Source organism: Actinokineospora terrae (assembly GCF_900111175.1).
Lineage (GTDB): Bacteria > Actinomycetota > Actinomycetes > Mycobacteriales > Pseudonocardiaceae > Actinokineospora > Actinokineospora terrae.
In genome coordinates this window covers 178,754-194,027 of sequence record NZ_FOGI01000006.1, presented here as the reverse complement: position 1 = coordinate 194,027, position 15,274 = coordinate 178,754, and the positions used below count along the sequence as shown (strand labels likewise).

The following is a 15,274-nucleotide window of genomic DNA, read 5'->3' as shown; positions in this document are numbered from 1 at the left end:
GGGCGGAAACAACCCTACCTATCCACCTCACACTGTGGCACTGTCCAACAACAGGCACACACCAGGAGGTGGCTCGTGGTCGCCGGCGCGGACGTGACGGAGATGCACCGCTTACCAGTACGGAAGCTCGTCGCCGCCAGTGTGGGGAACGCGGTGGAGTGGTACGACTGGACGGTCTATGCGACGTTCAGTACGTATATCGCGAACGCGTTGTTCGAGCCTGGGAGCAAGGCGTTGTTGGCGACGTTCGTGACGTATGCGTTGGCGTTCTTCTTCCGGCCGTTGGGCGGGTTTCTGCTGGGGCGGTTCGCGGATACTCGGGGGCGGCGGCCTGCGATGATCCTGACGATCGTGGCTATGGCGGGGGCTTCGTTGGCGATCGGGGTGTTGCCGACGTTCGCGCAGGTGGGGTGGTTGGCGCCGGTGTTGTTGTTGGTGGCCAGGATCGTGCAGGGGTTGTCGATGGGTGGGGAGGTGTCGAACGCGTCGGCGTACCTGGCGGAGATCGCGCCGTCGGGGCGGCGGGGGCGGTACTCGGCGTTCTTCTACATCTCGACCGGGTCGGCGGTGCTGGTCGCGTCGCTGCTCGGGTACTTCCTCACCAACGGGCTGGGCAAGGCCGCCATGCAGGACTACGGGTGGCGGATCCCGTTCGTCGTCGGCGGTGTGCTCGGCTTGGTCGGCCTGGTGCTGCGGCGCGCGTTGGACGAGACCGAGCAGTTCGAGGACAACAAGGACAAGGCGCGGCGGTTGAGCAACCCGCTGCTGTTGACGCTACGCAGGCACCCCAAGGCTGTCGGGCATCTAGTCGGCTTCACGATGCTGTCGACCCTCTGCTACTACACGTTCTTCAGCGCCCTGACCCCGTTCGCGATCAACACCAGGAAGGCCGACGCCGGCGACGTCTTCCTGGCACTGTCCATCGGTACCGCGCTATTCGTGGCGCTGCAATACCCCATGGGCGCCATAGCCGACCGCTTCGGCCGCAAACCCCAGCTCTTGGTCTGGGCGGCCGCGATAGCCATGTCGAGCTACCCACTGTCCACACTTGTACGCCCCGGCCTGGCCAACCTGATCGTCGTCTTCTGCGTGGGCCTGGGGTTCTACACCGCAATGACCTCGATCGCCCCGGCCATCATGAGCGAGCTCTTCCCCACGGAGGTCCGAGCCCTGGGCATTGGCGCTTGGTACAACCTCACGGTAGCCCTGTTCGGCGGCACAGCGCCTCTAGTCGTAACGGCCCTGGCAGACGCAGGCGCCTCGACCGTCTTCTTCTGGTACCTCACCGCCGCGGCCGTAGTCGCCTTCCTCGTCATCCTTACCCTGCCGGAGACGAAGGGCAGCGACCTCCGCTAGTCCCTCTTACTCGGCGCCGCGAACCAACGTGTCAGCAGCAGCGAGCGCGGTGTGGGCAGTAGAGCGGATGCGGAAAGCCTGGGCGCACAGGGAAAGCACCGGGTCGGTCTTCTCCATCGCGTCGATCAAACCAGCCAGTGCGTCACCATCCGTCTCGCGGCCGGTTAGCCCTGCCTTGACCAGGAGAGACGACCACACCTGACTGCCAGTCGACGGATAGAGGCGGTGGATGGCGTTCTCCGCGTCGATCAACGTGGGGCTGGCAAAGCCGTAGGGGGCGGTCATGGCGGCCTCAGTAGTGGAAGACGCCGACGAGGGCGTTGAGCTTGGTGGCGAGGGTGGACAGGTCGTCGGCGGCGACCTGGCCGGCCCGGGCGCTGTCGGAGGTCGCGGTGGTGACCTCGGCGACGGCGCCGAAGGTGGCGGACAGCTCGCCGCTGCCGTTGGCGGCCGCCGAGATCGCGCGGCTCATCTCGGCGGTGGTCGCGGACTGCTGCTCCACGGCGGAGGCCACCGTGGTGGAGTGGTCGGTGATCTGGCCGACGACGTCCTGGATCTGCTGGACCGACCTGGCCGCGCCCGCGGTGCCCGCCTGGATGGCCTCGACCCGCTGGGAGATGCCCTCGGTGGCCCTGGCCGTGGCCTGCGCCAGGTCCTTGACCTCGCTGGCGACCACGGCGAAGCCCTTGCCCGCGTCCCCGGCCCGCGCGGCCTCGATGGTCGCGTTGAGCGCCAGCAGGTTCGTCTGCTCGGCGATCGAGGTGATCATCTTGACCACCTCGCCGATCTCGGAGCTGGCCTCGGCGAGGGCGGCGATCTGCACGCCGGTCTCGGTGGCCGCGGTGAGCGACTGCTGGGCGACGTCGGCGGCCTGACCGGCGCTGCTGGCGATCTCGGCGATGGACGAGGTCATCTCCTCGGCGCTGACCGACATCGACCGCACGTTCTCGCTGACCTGGCCCGCGGTGTCGGTCGCGGCACCGGCGCGCTCGGCCGCCCGGCCGGAGCCCGCGCTGAGCCCGCCGCTGACCTCGGAGAGCCGCACCGACGCCGACGTCAGCGCGATCGCCGTCCCGGCCGGCTCGGACACCGTCTCGCGGACGGTGCCCATGGCGGTGTCGAAGTCGCGGCCCATCACCGCGAGCTCGTCGCGGCCGTGGATACCGGCGTGCCCGGTGAGGTCCTTGGCGGCGAGCGCGGCGATGGCGGCGCCGACGACCGCGAGCAACCCCAAGGTGCCCACACCTTCGTGCCGACCTTGCGGTTGGCCAGCCAGCGCGTCACCAGGCCGCCCACCGGCCGCCCCGTCCCCTGCTCGCGCACCCGTGAGGCTGGGCGGGTCCCCCGACGCCGGGGGGACGCGTCCGGGGGACCCGCCTGGTGGGCGTCGGCTCAGCCGCGCCCAGGTCCTTCGCCGCGGCCGGGCCCGTCGCCGCGGTCCCCACCCCGGTCGCCGCCGCGGTCCTCGTCCCGGCCACCGCCGCGGCGGTCACCACCGCGGTCGTCTCCGCCGCGACCGCCGCGCACCTCGCCACCCCGGTCGCGGGCGTCGCTGACGGCGGGGCGGCTGTCGCGGTCGTCGCGCATCGCCAACGCCGTGACACCGGCGCCGATCGCGCCACCGAGCACGAGCGCGACGACGACCAGCGTCGCCCGGTGCTTGGCGACCCGGCCCGCGGTCGCGCCCGCGCCGCGCCACCTCGACCGCGGCGGCGGAACCGGCGCACCCGGGGCGGCCGCGTGGGCCGTCGACTGCTCGGCGGCGGGCCATGCCGCCGGGTCCGGCCGCGGCGCGCCAGGATCCGGCTCGGCGTGGCCGGGCACGGGCTGCTCGACCGTGGGCCGCGGCGCGGGGTGGGCGGGCTCGGCGGGGTAGGCGAGTCGCTCGGTCGGCTGGGCCGCCGTCGGGGGCACCTCGGCGCGGGGGGCGTCCGGGTCCTGCGGTGTGGTCATCGGCGGTGCCTTTCGGGTGCGGTCAAGCGGATCTCCTGCTGGTCGGCGACGACGTGGCCGGGGTCACGTCCACAACGGACGGACAGGCTGGTGGTCAGCACACCACAGACATTGACGCCGCTTCATGAGACGACGATGAGAACCCGGTCGCGCTTCGTTAAGAAACGTCCGCCAGCGGCAGCAGGATCGACACCCGGGCACCGCCACCCGGCGCTGGACCGGCCACCGCCCTGCCACCGTGCTGGGCCGCGACCTGGGCGACGATGGCCAGTCCGAGCCCCGAGCCCGGCAGCGACTTCGCCGCGGCGGCCCGGTAGAAGCGCTCGAACACGTGCGGCACGTCGGCCTCCGCGATCCCCGGACCCTCATCGTCAACGTCCACCCGGGCCCACCAGCCGTCACTGGACACCCTGGCGGTGACGACACCGCCGTCCTGGCTCCACTTGGCCGCGTTGTCCAGCAGGTTGAGCACCGCGCGCTCCAGCGACACCGGCCGGGCGAGCACCGGCGCGGGCGCGAACTCGGTCACGTACCGCACCTTCGGCGCCCTGGCCCTGGCGCGTTCCACGGCCGGTCCGACCACGTCGGCGAGGTCCAGGGGCTCCTCCACCTCCGGGGACCGGTCGCCGGTGGACAGGTCGACAAGCTCGCCGATGAGGGTGGTGAGTTCCTCGGTCTGGGCGCGCAGGTCGGCCAGCAGCCGGGCGCGGTCGTCCGGGGGCAGGTCGCGGGTGTGCTCAGCGGCGTGGATGAGCAGTTCGACGTTGTTGCGCAGGCTGGTCAACGGGGTGCGCAGCTCGTGCCCGGCGTCCTGGGCGAGGCGGCGCTGGGCGTCGCGGGAGGTGCCGAGTGCGGCGAGCATGGCGTTGAACGCGGACCCGAGTCGAGCGATCTCGTCTGTTCCGCTGACGGTGATCCCGGCGGAGAGGTCCTGGGTCCTGGCCACGTCCTCGGCCGCGGCGGTGAGCGCGTCGACCGGGCGCAGCGCGGTTCGGGCGATCAGCCACCCGGCGACGGCCGCGAGCGCGACCCCCACCAACCCGACGATCCCGTGCCACAGCCCGAGTTCGGCGAGGGTGTTCTCGACTTCCTCGGCGTCCATCGCGACCTGGGCCGCACCACCCTGCCTGGCCACAGTCAGGACCCGGTAGGGGTCATCGGAGATCACGACCTCTTCGGTGACCCGGGGCATCATCCCGGCGGCGACCTGTGCGGCGCGGGCGCTGACCGGGAAGGTAGGCCCACCGCTGGCACCTCTGATCTGCCCCGTGCGGTCCACGAACTGCACGATCAGCGTGGACGGACCGCGGCGAGGTCCGCGGCCGCGGTCTTCGAGCAGCACGGTGATGGCGTCCGCCGGGGACGTGGTGGCGGAGGCGACCCTGGCCGCGGACTGGAGCCGGTCGTCGAAGTCCCGGTTCAGCTTGCCGCGCACCAGCAACCACGAGGTCAGCGCGACCCCGAGCACCGCGACGGCGACGGCCCCGACGGCGAGCGCGGTCAGCCGCGACCGCAGCGACAGGGTCACAGCGGCTCCTCCCGCAGGACGTAGCCGACGCCGCGCACGGTGTGCAGCAGCCGCGGCTCCCCCTCGGCCTCCAGCTTGCGGCGCAGGTAGCCGACGTACACGTCGAGCCCGTTGGACGCGGCGCCGAAGTCGTAGCCCCAGACCTGCTCGAACATCAGCGTCCTGGTCAGCACGATGCGCGGGTGGCGCAGGAAGGCCTCCAGGATCGCGAACTCGGTCCTGGTCAGCCGCAGCGGCCTGCCGCCCCGGGTGACCTCGCGGGTGGCCGGGTCGAGCACGACGTCGGCGAAGCGCAGCGCGGGGTCGGCGGCGGCGTTGTACTCGGTCCTGCGCAGCAGCGCGCGCACCCTGGCCAGCAGTTCCTGCAACGCGAACGGCTTGACCAGGTAGTCGTCGGCGCCCGCCTCCAGCCCGGCCACCCGGTCGTCGACGCCGGTGCGGGCGGTCAGCATCAGGATCGGCACGAAGTTGCCCTCGGCGCGCAGCACCCGGCAGGTGTCGAGCCCGTCGAGCACCGGCATGGTGACGTCTAGCAGCACGCCGTCCGGCCGCTCGGCGCGGACCAGCGCGAGCGCGGCCGCCCCGTCCGCCGCCGTGGCGACGGTGTAGCCCTCGAACCGCAGGGTCCGCGACAGCGAGTCCCGCACGGCCGCCTCGTCGTCGACGATCACCAGGTGCACGACGCCTCCGCTGCGGCCGGGGACTGGTCCACCACCACGATCGCACACCACCGGGGCACGACCGCCCACCCGCGCCGTACACCCACCGGAACCGGCCCCCGCGCCACCCCGGGTCGCCGGACGAGTGCACTGTGGACGATTTCGGTACCGCAGACCAGCAACGACGCGCGGACGCGTCACCCACAGGCGGGCGATGGCCGCACCAGCGGGGGAACGCCATTGAGGGAACTCAGCCCAGTGGTGAGACTCGGGTTGACGGATTTCGTCGGTCGGGGGACCAGCGGTCAGCTATCCACCAGTCAGACATCCAGCGCAGGAGGAACCATGTCGGCCACCCACCTCTCCCCCGCCGAGGCCGCGTTGACCCTGTCCGCGAGCGGGCTGCCCGAGACCGGGATCCACCCCTCCGCCCGCAACACCCAGGACCACAGCTTCACCTTCATGGGCGCCTTCCGGATCGAGGCCACCATCTCCACCGGCGACGGCGTGTCCGCGCTGATCACCGCCTACGCGGTGGGCATCCGGCTGTTCCAGTACACCGTCGACCAGCAGAACCCGACCATGCGCGCGGCGGGCAGCATCGCGGGTTTCAAGCTGGCGATGGAGGCCGACCTGGTGAGCGACCCGAGCCGGATCGTCTTCGAGGGCGAGGGCTGCGTCCCGATCGAGGGTTGTCAGCAGCTGCACCACGTCCTGCCGGTCGACTAGCCCGCACCCCCGGCCCGGTCCACTGTGGACGTTCTCAGGACGATCTCGGGTGGACCGGGATACTGGGGGTGTGGATCGAGAGGAGCGCCTCGCCAGGGCGCGGGCCGAGGTGGCCGCGGCGCGCAAGGCCGACGGCAAGCCGGGGTTGTGGGCGCGGCTGCCGCGCGGCACCTGGCACGTGATCGCCAAGGTCGGCCGGTTCCTGCTGGAACTGGTCGGCGAGGCGGTGTTCGAGGTCCTCGTGGCCGTGCTGGCGATCGGTCTGTTCGTCGGCGTCCTCGCGCTCGTGGCCTGGGGTTTCGGGGTGAACCCGATCGCGACGACGGTGCTGGTGGCGGGCCTGGCGGTGTTGCTCGTCTTCGGCGTGCTCGACCTGGTCGGCGGCAGGCGACCGGGTCGGATCGGCGCGATCCTCGCCGGGACCGGGCTGTTCACCGTCATCTGGCTCGGCTACGTGCTCGCCTACTCCTGATCCCGCCGCCGCGCGGGGAGTGCGAAGTTTCCCCTTCCACCCGCCGCTGATCGATGACGACCATGAAACCCCACGGTGGTTGTCGACGATCAGGAGAGTTGTGCGGGGTTTCGACGAGGCCCAGGTCAGGTTCAGCACCGCCGTGCGCGCGGCGGCGCCGCTGTGGGCGGCGGGGTGCTGGATCCGGGCCGGACTGCTCGCCGGGGTGTGGGTGACGCTGCTGTGGGCGGACCCCGCGGACCGGGCGCGCGGCGCGGCCCAGTTGCTGGTGGGGACCGGCGCGGTGCTGCTGGCGTTCGCCCACGTGCGCCCGGAGGTGTTGGCCGCGTTGGGCCAGGTCCCCGGCTTGCGCAGACTCGTCGACCACCTCACGTCCACCTCCGGGCGGGCCACGGTGGACGCGTCCGGCCTGGCCGAGGGGGCGGGGGCGCTGCTGGCGACGTGGTTGTTCGCCGGGCCGTTCCCGTTGGCCTCGCTGCCGCCCGCGGCGCGGCTGGTCGGGTTGACGCTGGCCGTCCTGTACGTGTGGGAGGCCGTGCTGCAGGCCGTGATCGACCCCGGCTGGTACAGCGTCGAGCAGCCGCCACCGCGCGGGATGCGGGTGTTCCGCCGCACGTTCGCGCCGGTGCTCAGCACGATCATCCTGGTCGGCGCGGCCCCGTACACCGAGCACGCGGTGTCCACCACGGCCTGGCTGGTGCTGAGCGCGACCCCGTACCTCTACTACCCGGTGTGGGCCGCCTTCGACGTGCTGCTGCGCGCGTCGGTGAGCCACGCGGGCACCAGCCACCTGCTCAACCGGCAGGAGATCGCCATCGACCTGCACAGCCAGGTGAAGAACTCGGCCGGGCTGTTGCAGCGCTACGTCGACGAGCCCGCGCCCGTGCTCGCCGAGGTGCGCAGCCTGGCCCGCGAGGTGCTGATGCGGGTCGAGGAGATGCGCAGGGATGTCCTGGACGTGCAGCGCGACCAACGCCGCAGGCGGTTCGGCGACCTCTGGGACACCACCCAGCGGGTACTGCCCTCGCACTGGCGGTCGGCCTGCGTGCTGACCGAGGGCGGGGCGGTGGTGCTGGGCCCGGCGGACGCGCAGATCGCCCGGCGGGTGCTGCCGGACCTGCTCACCAACGCGCTCAACGCGGGCGCGGGGTCGGTGGAGCTGGCGTGCCGGGCGGACGCGGACGAGGTGGTGCTCACCGTGCGCGACGACGGACCGGGCGTCACCGCCGAGGACCTGGACCGGCCGCACGGCAGCGCGGCGCTGTTGCGGCAGCGGCTGGTGCTCTTCGGCGGCGGCATCGAGTGGACCGCGACCGGGGCGGGCACCCTGGTCCGCGCGCACTGGCGGACCCAGTCGCACGGGGCGGGCACCCGGCTGAGCCCACCGGGGACCGACCGGCGCGGGGGGCACTGAGGCGATGCGGATCGTGGTGGTGGACGACATCCTGGAAGTGGGCAACACCGTGGCCAGGGCGCTCGACGGCAGCGGGCACGAGGTGCGGGTGCTGCTGAGCCCGGCCGCGCTGGGCACCGCGCTCGCCGAGCACCGGTTCGACCTGGCTTTCGTCGACCTCGACTTCTCCTACGAGTCGAGCGAGACAGGGCTCACCGCGCTGCGGCACCTGTCCGGCGCAGGCGTGCCCGCGGTCGTCTACTCGGCCGACAGCGAGGAGAACCGCGCCCTGCTGCTGCTGGCCGCCTTCCAGCACTTCGCGCCGCTGGCGCTGCTGTCCAAGAGCGCGACCCAGGACCACATCCGCGCGCTGGTCGGCCGGTTGGCCGAGTCCGGGATGGCGCCGGTGACCGACCGGCTGTCCGACCGATACCGTCCACACGCGACACCGACGCTGCTCGACCAGCTGGTGCGCAATCGGACCGACCTCACGATCTGGCGCCTGCTGTCCCGGTACGCGACGCGCGGCGAGGTCGCCATCGCCGCGCACGTCCACCCGAGGACGGTGGACAAGTTCCTGTCCACCCACTACCCGGTCATGCGCGCGGTCGAGTCGCGGCTGCGGTCCACGGTGCGTGAGCCGGAGTCCGAGACGCCGAAGAAGCACCTGCTGGCCCCGATGCACGCGTTCGCCGTGAAGCACGCGATGTTCTTCGCCGACGCGGAAGTCGAGGCGCTGGTGGACTCCAAGCCGCCACCCACTCGAACCACCAGCGAGGCCTCCCGCGCGGCGCGCGAGTACCGGGGCCGCTCGTGACGGCGTGGCCGCTCGGCCTGGACTGGCTCAGCGGCTTCCTGCTGGCGTTCGCCATCACCCCCGGCGGGCACTTCGCGCTGGCCCTGGTGCTGGAGCGCCGGATCATCCGCCCCCGCGAGGAGTTCACGGCGCTGGTCTACGGGGATCCCCTGCTGTGCCTGGCGTGCGGCACCGGGTTCGCGTTGACGCCGGACGGCATCCCGGCACCGGTGGCGTTCCTCGGCACGCTCCCCGCGGTGCTGGTGTCGGTGGCGGTGTGGCTCGGTTTCGGCGCGTGGCAATGGGTCGACGAGCTGCGGCGCGGGTACTACACGGTGGCGCAAGCGTTTTCGCCGACGAAGGTCTGGCACCAGCTGGTCGTGTACCCGGGTTTCGGGACCCTGGCGGGTTTCGCGGGCACGGCGGGCCTGGCGGCCCCGGTCACCGGGGTCGGGGCGGTGCTGGGCAAGGTCGTGATCGGCGCGGGTCTGCTCGCGTGGGTGGCGATGAACGTCTACGACCGCGTACACCCCAGACTGGGCCACCCGCCGTATGACTGGCGGCACCTGCGCCCGGCGCCGCATCCCTGGCCACCTGCGTCGACGACGTTGCGTACAGCGTGCGAAGTTTCCCCTACCGACCGACCGCGCGACACCGGATAGTTGTGCTCACCGGACGGGGAAGGTCCGGGAGGCGAGTCGGGGAGGCGGACCGGATGGGTAAGAACAAGCGGGCACGCCAGGCAGGGGACAAGGACTCCTCGGGCAAGGCGGGCGAGCCGAACATCGTGGAGGGCACTGGCCGAGCGGCCGGGGTCAAGATCGGCGCGGCCATGGACATCGTCACCAAGGCCAAGACCGGTGGGGCCATCGGGGCGTGCGTCGGCGCTGTCGTGGCGGACATCATGACCCGCGACGACTGATCCAGTGCGGGCAACGGCCTCCGGCGCGGCATCGGGGGCCGTTCCCCTTGCACGGCAACGGGATCAGGAGACCGGGCGCCAGCCGGGCGGCGGGTCCTCGCCGACGCGGCCGTCGACCGCCTCGCGCAGCAGGTCGGCGTGACCGGTGTGGCGGCCGTACTCCTCGATGAGGTCGCACACCAACCGGCGGAGGCTGACGTGGTTGCCCTCACCGTCGCTCAGGTGCGCGGCTTGGTCGAGCCCACCGTTCGCCAGGGCGGTGTTCAGGCGCGCGCGAGACCGTTCCACCGCGGCGTCCCAGATCGCGTAGTGCTGCGCGGGGGTGGCGTCGGTGGGGCCGAAGCCCCAGTGCGGGTCGCCGTCCCACGGGTCGCCGGAGAGGCGGACGGAGAAGATGTGGTCCTCGACCACCGCGAGGTGGCGCAGCAGGGTGCCGATGGTCAACCCGGAGGCGCCGATCCTGGCGGACAGGCCCGCGGCGTCGAGGTCGTCGGCCTTCCAGCGGAACGTCGCGCGCAGCCGGTCGAGGGCACCGACGAGGTGCTCGGCCTCGGTGCCCGCCAGGGGTGGTTCCCACGGGGTGTCGGTCATGGGTCCACTGTAGAGCGGACTACTCCCCCTTGGGCCTGGCGCGCACGTGCATGCGCTCGCCCTGCGGCCCGAACAGGCTGAGGATCTCGACCGGGGCCTCGCCGGTGCTGCCGAACCAGTGCGGCAGCTTGGTGTCGAACTCGGCCGCCTCCCCCGCCTTGAGCACGACGTCGTGCTCGGCGAGGACCAGGCGCAGCTTGCCGCTGAGCACGTAGAGCCACTCGTAGCCGCTGTGCGTGCGCGGGTCCGGGTCGCAGCGGGTCACCGGGATGACCATCTTGAACGCCTGCGGCCCGCCCGGGTGCTGGGTCAGCGGCACGATCGTCGCGCCCGCGTGCCGGATCGGCTTGAGGCGCACCCTCGGGTCGCCGACGGCGGGCGCGCCGACGAGGTCGTCGAGCGGCACCTGGTAGGCGCGGGCCAGCGGGAGCAGCAGCTCCAGGTTCGGCTTGCGCTCGCCGGACTCCAGCCGCGACAGGGTGCTCACCGAGATGCCGGTGGTCTCGGCGAGCTGGGTGAGCGTGGTGCCCCTGGTCTTGCGCAGCGCCCGCAGGCGGGGTCCGACAGCGGAGAGCACGGCCTCGTCGTCGTTTGCCATACCGGCAAGAGTACTTGGCTGATTTTGCCGGTCAAGCACACGCTGTGGCCATGACCAAGCGCGCGGCGCTCGCCGCTCTCACCCTCGCCATGCTGGTGCCGTCGCTGAGCACCAGCATCGCCAGCGGCGCGGCGCCCACCCTGGCGGTGGCTTTCGACGCGACGTTCGCCCAGGTCCAGTGGGTGGTGCTGGCGTACCTGGTCGCCGTGACGGCGCTGACCGTCGTGGCCGGGCACGTCGGCGACACCACCGGGCGCAAGCGCCTGTTCCTGATCGGCATCGCGCTGTTCGGGGTGATGTCGGCGGCCTGCGCGGCGGCCCCCACGCTCGGCGTGCTGGTCGCCGCCAGGGCCGGGCAGGGCGTCGGCGCGGCGATCATGATGGCGCTGACCGTGGCGTTCGTCGGCGAGGCGGTGCCCAGGGAGCGGATCGGCACCGCGATGGGCCTGCTCGGCACCGTGTCGGCGGTCGGGACGGCGCTGGGGCCGCCGGTCGGCGGGGCGCTGATCACGGCCTTCGGCTGGGAGGCGATCTTCCTGCTGACCGTCCCGCTGAGCGCCACGGCCTTCGTGCTCGCCTACCGGTACCTGCCCGACGCGCCCAAGGCCCCGCGAGCCCGCCTCAGCCTGGAGGTGCTGCGCGACCGCGCCAGGGCGACGAACCTGCTGCTGAGCGCGATCGCGACCACCGTCCTGATGTCGACCCTGGTGGTCGGGCCGTTCTACCTGACCGGGGCGCTCGGGCTGGACGCTGCCGTGGTCGGGGCGGTCATGGCGGCCGGTCCGGTGGTCGCGGCGCTGGGCGGGCTGCCCGCCGGTCGGGTCGTCGACCGGCTCGGAACCCGCCGCACCACCGCGCTCGGGCTCGGCGGGATGGCCGCCGGGTGCCTGGCGCTGGCGACACTGCCGGAGAGCCTGGGTGTGCCCGGGTACGTCATCCCGATCGTGGTCATCACCGGGAGCTTCGCCCAGTTCCAGGCGGCCAACAGCACCGAGGTCGTGGCCACCGCGCCCGCGACCGGCCGGGGCGCGATCGCCGGGATGCTCGCGCTGTCTCGGCAGGTGGGGCTGATCCTGGGCACGGCGGCCATGGGCTGGGTGTTCACCACCGCCGCAGGGACCTCCGACATCACCGGTGCCGCGCCGGGCGACGTCGCCGACGCGCTGCGCACCACGTTCGCGACCGGGGCCGCACTGGTGGCGGGCGCGCTGCTACTGGCCACGGTCGGGCGACGGACCGCGTCACCGATGGGTGAAAACGTGGCCACGCGGGTATGAGCGGGGTGCCCGGAATCCCCCATTAGAGGACAATCAGCCCATGGACTGGATGCTCAGCCCCGAACTGTGGATCGCCTTCGGCACGCTCCTGCTGCTGGAGGTGGTGCTGGGGATCGACAACATCGTGTTCATCTCGATCCTCGCCGGTCGGCTGCCCGCCGCGCAGCAGCAGCGCGCCAGGGTGGTGGGCCTGTCGCTGGCGCTGATCACCCGGCTGCTGCTGCTGGCGTCGCTGTCCTGGGTGGTCGGGCTGACCGCGCCGCTGTTCACCGCGCTCGGCCAGGAGATCTCCGGCCGCGACCTGATCCTGCTGCTGGGCGGGCTGTTCCTGCTGGGCAAGGCGACCTTCGAGATCCACGAGCAGCTGGAGGGCGCCGAGCACGCGAACACCCGCAAGGCGGCGTCGTTCGCCTCGGTGATCGGCCAGATCCTGGTGCTGGACGTGGTGTTCTCGCTCGACTCGGTGATCACCGCGGTGGGCATGGTGGACGAGCTGGGCATCATGGTCGCGGCCGTGGTGGTGGCGATGGTGATCATGCTGTTCTCGGCGCGGGCGATCAGCGAGTTCGTCAACCGGCACCCCACGGTCAAGATGCTCGCCCTGTCGTTCCTGCTCCTCATCGGCGGCAGCCTCATCGCCGAGGGCCTCGACCAGCACATCCCCAAGGGCTACGTGTACGGCCCGATCGCCTTCTCCATCTTCGTCGAGTTCCTCAACCTGCGCGCCAAGGCCAAACGCGCCGCCACCCCGGTCCACCTGCACCCGACCTACATCAAGCCCCCGGACGAGTCGCCCACCACCGACCGCTGAGCCGGCGTCGTCACCGGCCGCTGGCGACCCGGCCCACCGCCACCCTGGCCGCCTCGGGATCGGCGAACACCGGTACCCGCTCGCTCACCCCGGTGATCCGCAGCACCCGGTAAGCCGCCCCACCGGGGTCGAGCACCAGGCACACCTGCACCCGCCCCCGCACGCACCCCGCCACGAACCGGTTCACCAGCCTCGCCCCGTGCGCCGACAGCAGGGCGACATCACGCAGATCGAGCACCACCACCCCGCCTTCCACGGCGCCCACCCAGGCGGCTCGCAACTGCGCCCCCACCCCCGCCACATCGACCGACCCCACGTCCCCCGCCACCCGCACCACCGTGGCCCACCCGGTCGACACCCGGCTGACCTCGACCCCACTCACCAACCACACCCCACCGCCTGTCGAACAAGGGGCTACATCATGCTCCTCCGCCACGGCACCGGACGACGCGACTCGTGTCCGGTCCGCCGGTGGCCCGGGGCGGTGGGAGGGGCGGTGCCGGTCGGGCGTGGTCGCGCGCCTGATCACCTGGGTACGGTGGGCGGATGGGGGCTGTGAGATCGAGGAGTCTTGGCCTGTTCCTGGCCATGGTGGCGGTGGTGGTGGCCGTCGTGGTCGTCGGCGGGTGGCTCGCGTTCCGGACGGCCGCGCACGCGTTGTTCCCCGATCAGTGCGACCAGGCTGACGAGCGGACGGCCGCGCGGCTCGAACGCGAGGACGTGCTCGCGGTCGTGCCGCCGGGGGTGGAGGGGCAGGCGCGGTTCACCACCATGCCGTGCCGGGACGACGACAACGTCGGCGCTGTCGGTCGCGACTTCCTGGCGAGCGGGGAGTACGCGGAGATCGAGACCTTCTACCAGCAGGCCTTCGCCGAGCGCGGATGGCGGTTGCGCGAGCAGGAGACCGTACCGTCCGGGAACTCCGACGTCGGGTTCTGCTTCGAGCACCCCGACTTCACCAACGTCGTCGCCGTGGTCCGGTTCTCCGCCGAGGTCCCGTACCACTACATGGTGATGTTCCGTTTCCGCCAGGTGGAGTACACCTGCGCCCCGACCTAGGTCCGAAGTGGACGGCCGGGCAGCAGCGGGCCGGGGTGGCGGGCGGCGAGGGCGGCGGCGCGGACGATGGATTCCTTGGCCAGGGCGGCGGTTCGGCCGGTGAGGGCCTGGGGCCGCGGGGTGTCGTCGGGGTTGAGGGGTTGGAGCAGGGCGTCGCGGCGGCCGAGGCTGAGGCACTGGGCCACGGAGGAGAAGTCCAGCGCGCCAGGGGTTCGGTCGGTGACGCGGGCGATGAGGTTGGCGGCGACGTGCCGGCCCGAGGGCAGGGCGGTGGCGCAGGCCATCCGGAGGTTGCCGGGGAGGGCGGTCGCGTCGCCCGCGGCGCAGACGGTGTCGTGGCTCTGGGAGCGCAGGGTGTCGTCGACCAGGACGCGGCCCTGGTTGTCGACGGCGAGCCCGGCGTCGCGGGCGAGGGTGGGGACGGTGAAGCCGGTCGACCAGATGGTGGCCTCGCCGGGCAGGTGCGCGCCGGTGGCGAGGGTGACGCCGCCCGGGTCGGTCTCGACGGCCTTGGTCTCGTGGACCTCGACGCCCAGGCGCCCGAGGACGGCGCGGACGTGGTCGCGGCCCCGGGGTGACAGCCAGGCGCCGAGCTCCTCGCCGGTGACGAGCCGGACCACCAGGTCACGCCGCGCCTCGGCCAGCTCGGTGGCGACCTCGATCCCGGTCGCGCCGCCGCCGACCACCGTCACCCGCGCGCCGTTGGTCAGCTCCGCGAGGCGCGCACGGGTCACCTCCGTGTCGTGCGCGCCGGACACGGTCAGCGTGTGCTCATTGGCAACGCCCGTGCTGCCCGCTGCGTAGACGAGGAAGTCGTAGTCGAGTTCCCGGGTCCCTACGAGCAAGCGACGCGAGTCAGGCTCTAGCGCTGTCACTGCCCCTAGGACGAACGAGATGCCCCGCTTCTCCAGCATCGCGCGCAAGTCGACCTGCTTGCTTGCCTTACCTACCGCGACCTGGTGTAGCCGCACGCGTTCGACGAACAACGGGCTGGGGTTGACGACGGTCACCTCGACCCGCCGCCCCAGCGTCCGGGCCACCCGCCCGGCCGCCGACAGCCCCGCGTACCCCGCCCCGACCACCACGATCCGCTGTGCCAAGGTCCTGCTCCTCTCGGTTCGCGACTTGAA

Annotated in this window: 19 protein-coding genes; 10 read left to right on the top strand and 9 right to left on the bottom strand. The window is 72.3% G+C overall.

What is annotated here, in order from left to right:
* Positions 1–102: 102 nt before the first annotated feature.
* Entirely contained in the window at positions 103–1,356 is a 1,254-nt protein-coding gene (locus BMY07_RS14915) for an MFS transporter (protein WP_092779096.1), read from the top strand.
* A gap of 6 nt (positions 1,357–1,362) precedes the next feature.
* Here the strand turns inward: BMY07_RS14915 and BMY07_RS14910 are convergent, their stop codons facing one another.
* The 5 genes from BMY07_RS14910 to BMY07_RS14890 form a co-directional block, all read right to left on the bottom strand.
* Entirely contained in the window at positions 1,363–1,641 is a 279-nt protein-coding gene (locus BMY07_RS14910; RefSeq protein ID WP_092778642.1) for a hypothetical protein, read from the bottom strand.
* Positions 1,642–1,648: 7 nt separating this feature from the next.
* A complete protein-coding gene (locus BMY07_RS14905) occupies positions 1,649–2,590 on the bottom strand; it encodes a methyl-accepting chemotaxis protein (protein WP_143073499.1) in 942 nt (313 codons plus the stop codon).
* Positions 2,591–2,748: 158 nt separating this feature from the next.
* Positions 2,749–3,309: a hypothetical protein gene (locus tag BMY07_RS14900; protein WP_092778638.1), complete on the bottom strand. Its 561-nt coding sequence runs from the start codon at positions 3,307–3,309 to the stop codon at positions 2,749–2,751.
* A 157-nt stretch (positions 3,310–3,466) separates the two neighbouring features.
* Positions 3,467–4,837 (bottom strand): HAMP domain-containing sensor histidine kinase, encoded by a 1,371-nt coding sequence (locus tag BMY07_RS14895; RefSeq protein WP_092778636.1) that lies wholly within the window; start codon positions 4,835–4,837, stop codon positions 3,467–3,469.
* Positions 4,834–5,517: a response regulator transcription factor gene (locus tag BMY07_RS14890; RefSeq protein WP_092778634.1), complete on the bottom strand. Its 684-nt coding sequence runs from the start codon at positions 5,515–5,517 to the stop codon at positions 4,834–4,836. Before BMY07_RS14890 ends, BMY07_RS14895 begins: the two co-directional genes overlap by 4 nt.
* A 324-nt stretch (positions 5,518–5,841) precedes the next feature.
* On the opposite strand from BMY07_RS14890, the gene BMY07_RS14885 reads away from it, so the two are divergent.
* From BMY07_RS14885 to BMY07_RS14860, 6 genes are all read left to right on the top strand, one after another.
* Positions 5,842–6,225 (top strand): hypothetical protein, encoded by a 384-nt coding sequence (locus BMY07_RS14885; protein ID WP_092778632.1) that lies wholly within the window; start codon positions 5,842–5,844, stop codon positions 6,223–6,225.
* A 70-nt stretch (positions 6,226–6,295) separates the two neighbouring features.
* On the top strand, positions 6,296–6,697 hold the full coding sequence (locus BMY07_RS14880; RefSeq protein WP_143073498.1) for a hypothetical protein: 402 nt from the start codon (positions 6,296–6,298) through the stop codon (positions 6,695–6,697).
* A 100-nt stretch (positions 6,698–6,797) separates the two neighbouring features.
* Positions 6,798–8,111, top strand: coding sequence for an ATP-binding protein (locus BMY07_RS14875; protein ID WP_092778630.1), 1,314 nt, complete (start codon positions 6,798–6,800; stop codon positions 8,109–8,111).
* Positions 8,112–8,115: 4 nt separating this feature from the next.
* Complete coding sequence (locus tag BMY07_RS14870; RefSeq protein WP_092778629.1) at positions 8,116–8,907, top strand: DNA-binding transcriptional response regulator; 792 nt, start codon at positions 8,116–8,118, stop codon at positions 8,905–8,907.
* Positions 8,904–9,548 carry a hypothetical protein gene (locus BMY07_RS14865; protein ID WP_092778628.1) on the top strand — a complete coding sequence of 215 codons (645 nt, stop codon included), beginning with the start codon at positions 8,904–8,906 and terminating at the stop codon, positions 9,546–9,548. Before BMY07_RS14870 ends, BMY07_RS14865 begins: the two co-directional genes overlap by 4 nt.
* A gap of 53 nt (positions 9,549–9,601) precedes the next feature.
* Positions 9,602–9,808, top strand: coding sequence for a hypothetical protein (locus BMY07_RS14860; RefSeq protein ID WP_092778627.1), 207 nt, complete (start codon positions 9,602–9,604; stop codon positions 9,806–9,808).
* Positions 9,809–9,871: 63 nt separating this feature from the next.
* Here BMY07_RS14860 and BMY07_RS14855 read toward each other — a convergent pair whose 3' ends face one another.
* On the bottom strand, positions 9,872–10,399 hold the full coding sequence (locus BMY07_RS14855) for a mycothiol transferase (RefSeq protein WP_092778626.1): 528 nt from the start codon (positions 10,397–10,399) through the stop codon (positions 9,872–9,874).
* Positions 10,400–10,418: 19 nt separating this feature from the next.
* Complete coding sequence (locus tag BMY07_RS14850; protein ID WP_092778625.1) at positions 10,419–10,997, bottom strand: helix-turn-helix domain-containing protein; 579 nt, start codon at positions 10,995–10,997, stop codon at positions 10,419–10,421.
* A 50-nt stretch (positions 10,998–11,047) separates the two neighbouring features.
* Between BMY07_RS14850 and BMY07_RS14845 the strand changes: the two genes are divergently transcribed.
* Both BMY07_RS14845 and BMY07_RS14840 read left to right on the top strand, forming a co-directional pair.
* Complete coding sequence (locus BMY07_RS14845) at positions 11,048–12,274, top strand: MFS transporter (protein WP_092779094.1); 1,227 nt, start codon at positions 11,048–11,050, stop codon at positions 12,272–12,274.
* 40 nt (positions 12,275–12,314) lie between these two features.
* The gene (locus tag BMY07_RS14840; RefSeq protein ID WP_092778624.1) at positions 12,315–13,085 is read left to right on the top strand and encodes a TerC family protein; all 771 of its coding nucleotides are present in this window, start codon (positions 12,315–12,317) and stop codon (positions 13,083–13,085) included.
* A 10-nt stretch (positions 13,086–13,095) separates the two neighbouring features.
* On the opposite strand, the gene BMY07_RS14835 is transcribed toward BMY07_RS14840, so the two are convergent.
* The gene (locus tag BMY07_RS14835) at positions 13,096–13,467 is read right to left on the bottom strand and encodes an STAS domain-containing protein (RefSeq protein WP_143073497.1); all 372 of its coding nucleotides are present in this window, start codon (positions 13,465–13,467) and stop codon (positions 13,096–13,098) included.
* 164 nt (positions 13,468–13,631) lie between these two features.
* Between BMY07_RS14835 and BMY07_RS14830 the strand changes: the two genes are divergently transcribed.
* Positions 13,632–14,144: a hypothetical protein gene (locus tag BMY07_RS14830; protein ID WP_143073496.1), complete on the top strand. Its 513-nt coding sequence runs from the start codon at positions 13,632–13,634 to the stop codon at positions 14,142–14,144.
* On the opposite strand, the gene BMY07_RS14825 is transcribed toward BMY07_RS14830, so the two are convergent.
* Positions 14,141–15,244 carry an NAD(P)/FAD-dependent oxidoreductase gene (locus tag BMY07_RS14825; protein WP_092778621.1) on the bottom strand — a complete coding sequence of 368 codons (1,104 nt, stop codon included), beginning with the start codon at positions 15,242–15,244 and terminating at the stop codon, positions 14,141–14,143. The genes BMY07_RS14830 and BMY07_RS14825 overlap by 4 nt on opposite strands.
* Between the last annotated feature and the right edge of the window lie 30 nt (positions 15,245–15,274).

Bases quoted from the DNA above. Each gene is read 5' to 3' on its own strand.
- BMY07_RS14855 (WP_092778626.1), bottom strand. From the start codon at position 10,399: ATGACCGACACCCCGTGGGAACCACCCCTGGCGGGCACCGAGGCCGAG.
- BMY07_RS14900 (WP_092778638.1), bottom strand. From the start codon at position 3,309: ATGACCACACCGCAGGACCCGGACGCCCCCCGCGCCGAGGTGCCCCCG.
- BMY07_RS14840 (WP_092778624.1), top strand. From the start codon at position 12,315: ATGGACTGGATGCTCAGCCCCGAACTGTGGATCGCCTTCGGCACGCTC.
- BMY07_RS14860 (WP_092778627.1), top strand. From the start codon at position 9,602: ATGGGTAAGAACAAGCGGGCACGCCAGGCAGGGGACAAGGACTCCTCG.
- BMY07_RS14850 (WP_092778625.1), bottom strand. From the start codon at position 10,997: ATGGCAAACGACGACGAGGCCGTGCTCTCCGCTGTCGGACCCCGCCTG.
- BMY07_RS14915 (WP_092779096.1), top strand. From the start codon at position 103: ATGCACCGCTTACCAGTACGGAAGCTCGTCGCCGCCAGTGTGGGGAAC.
- BMY07_RS14885 (WP_092778632.1), top strand. From the start codon at position 5,842: ATGTCGGCCACCCACCTCTCCCCCGCCGAGGCCGCGTTGACCCTGTCC.
- BMY07_RS14830 (WP_143073496.1), top strand. From the start codon at position 13,632: ATGGGGGCTGTGAGATCGAGGAGTCTTGGCCTGTTCCTGGCCATGGTG.
- BMY07_RS14870 (WP_092778629.1), top strand. From the start codon at position 8,116: ATGCGGATCGTGGTGGTGGACGACATCCTGGAAGTGGGCAACACCGTG.
- BMY07_RS14845 (WP_092779094.1), top strand. From the start codon at position 11,048: ATGACCAAGCGCGCGGCGCTCGCCGCTCTCACCCTCGCCATGCTGGTG.
- BMY07_RS14910 (WP_092778642.1), bottom strand. From the start codon at position 1,641: ATGACCGCCCCCTACGGCTTTGCCAGCCCCACGTTGATCGACGCGGAG.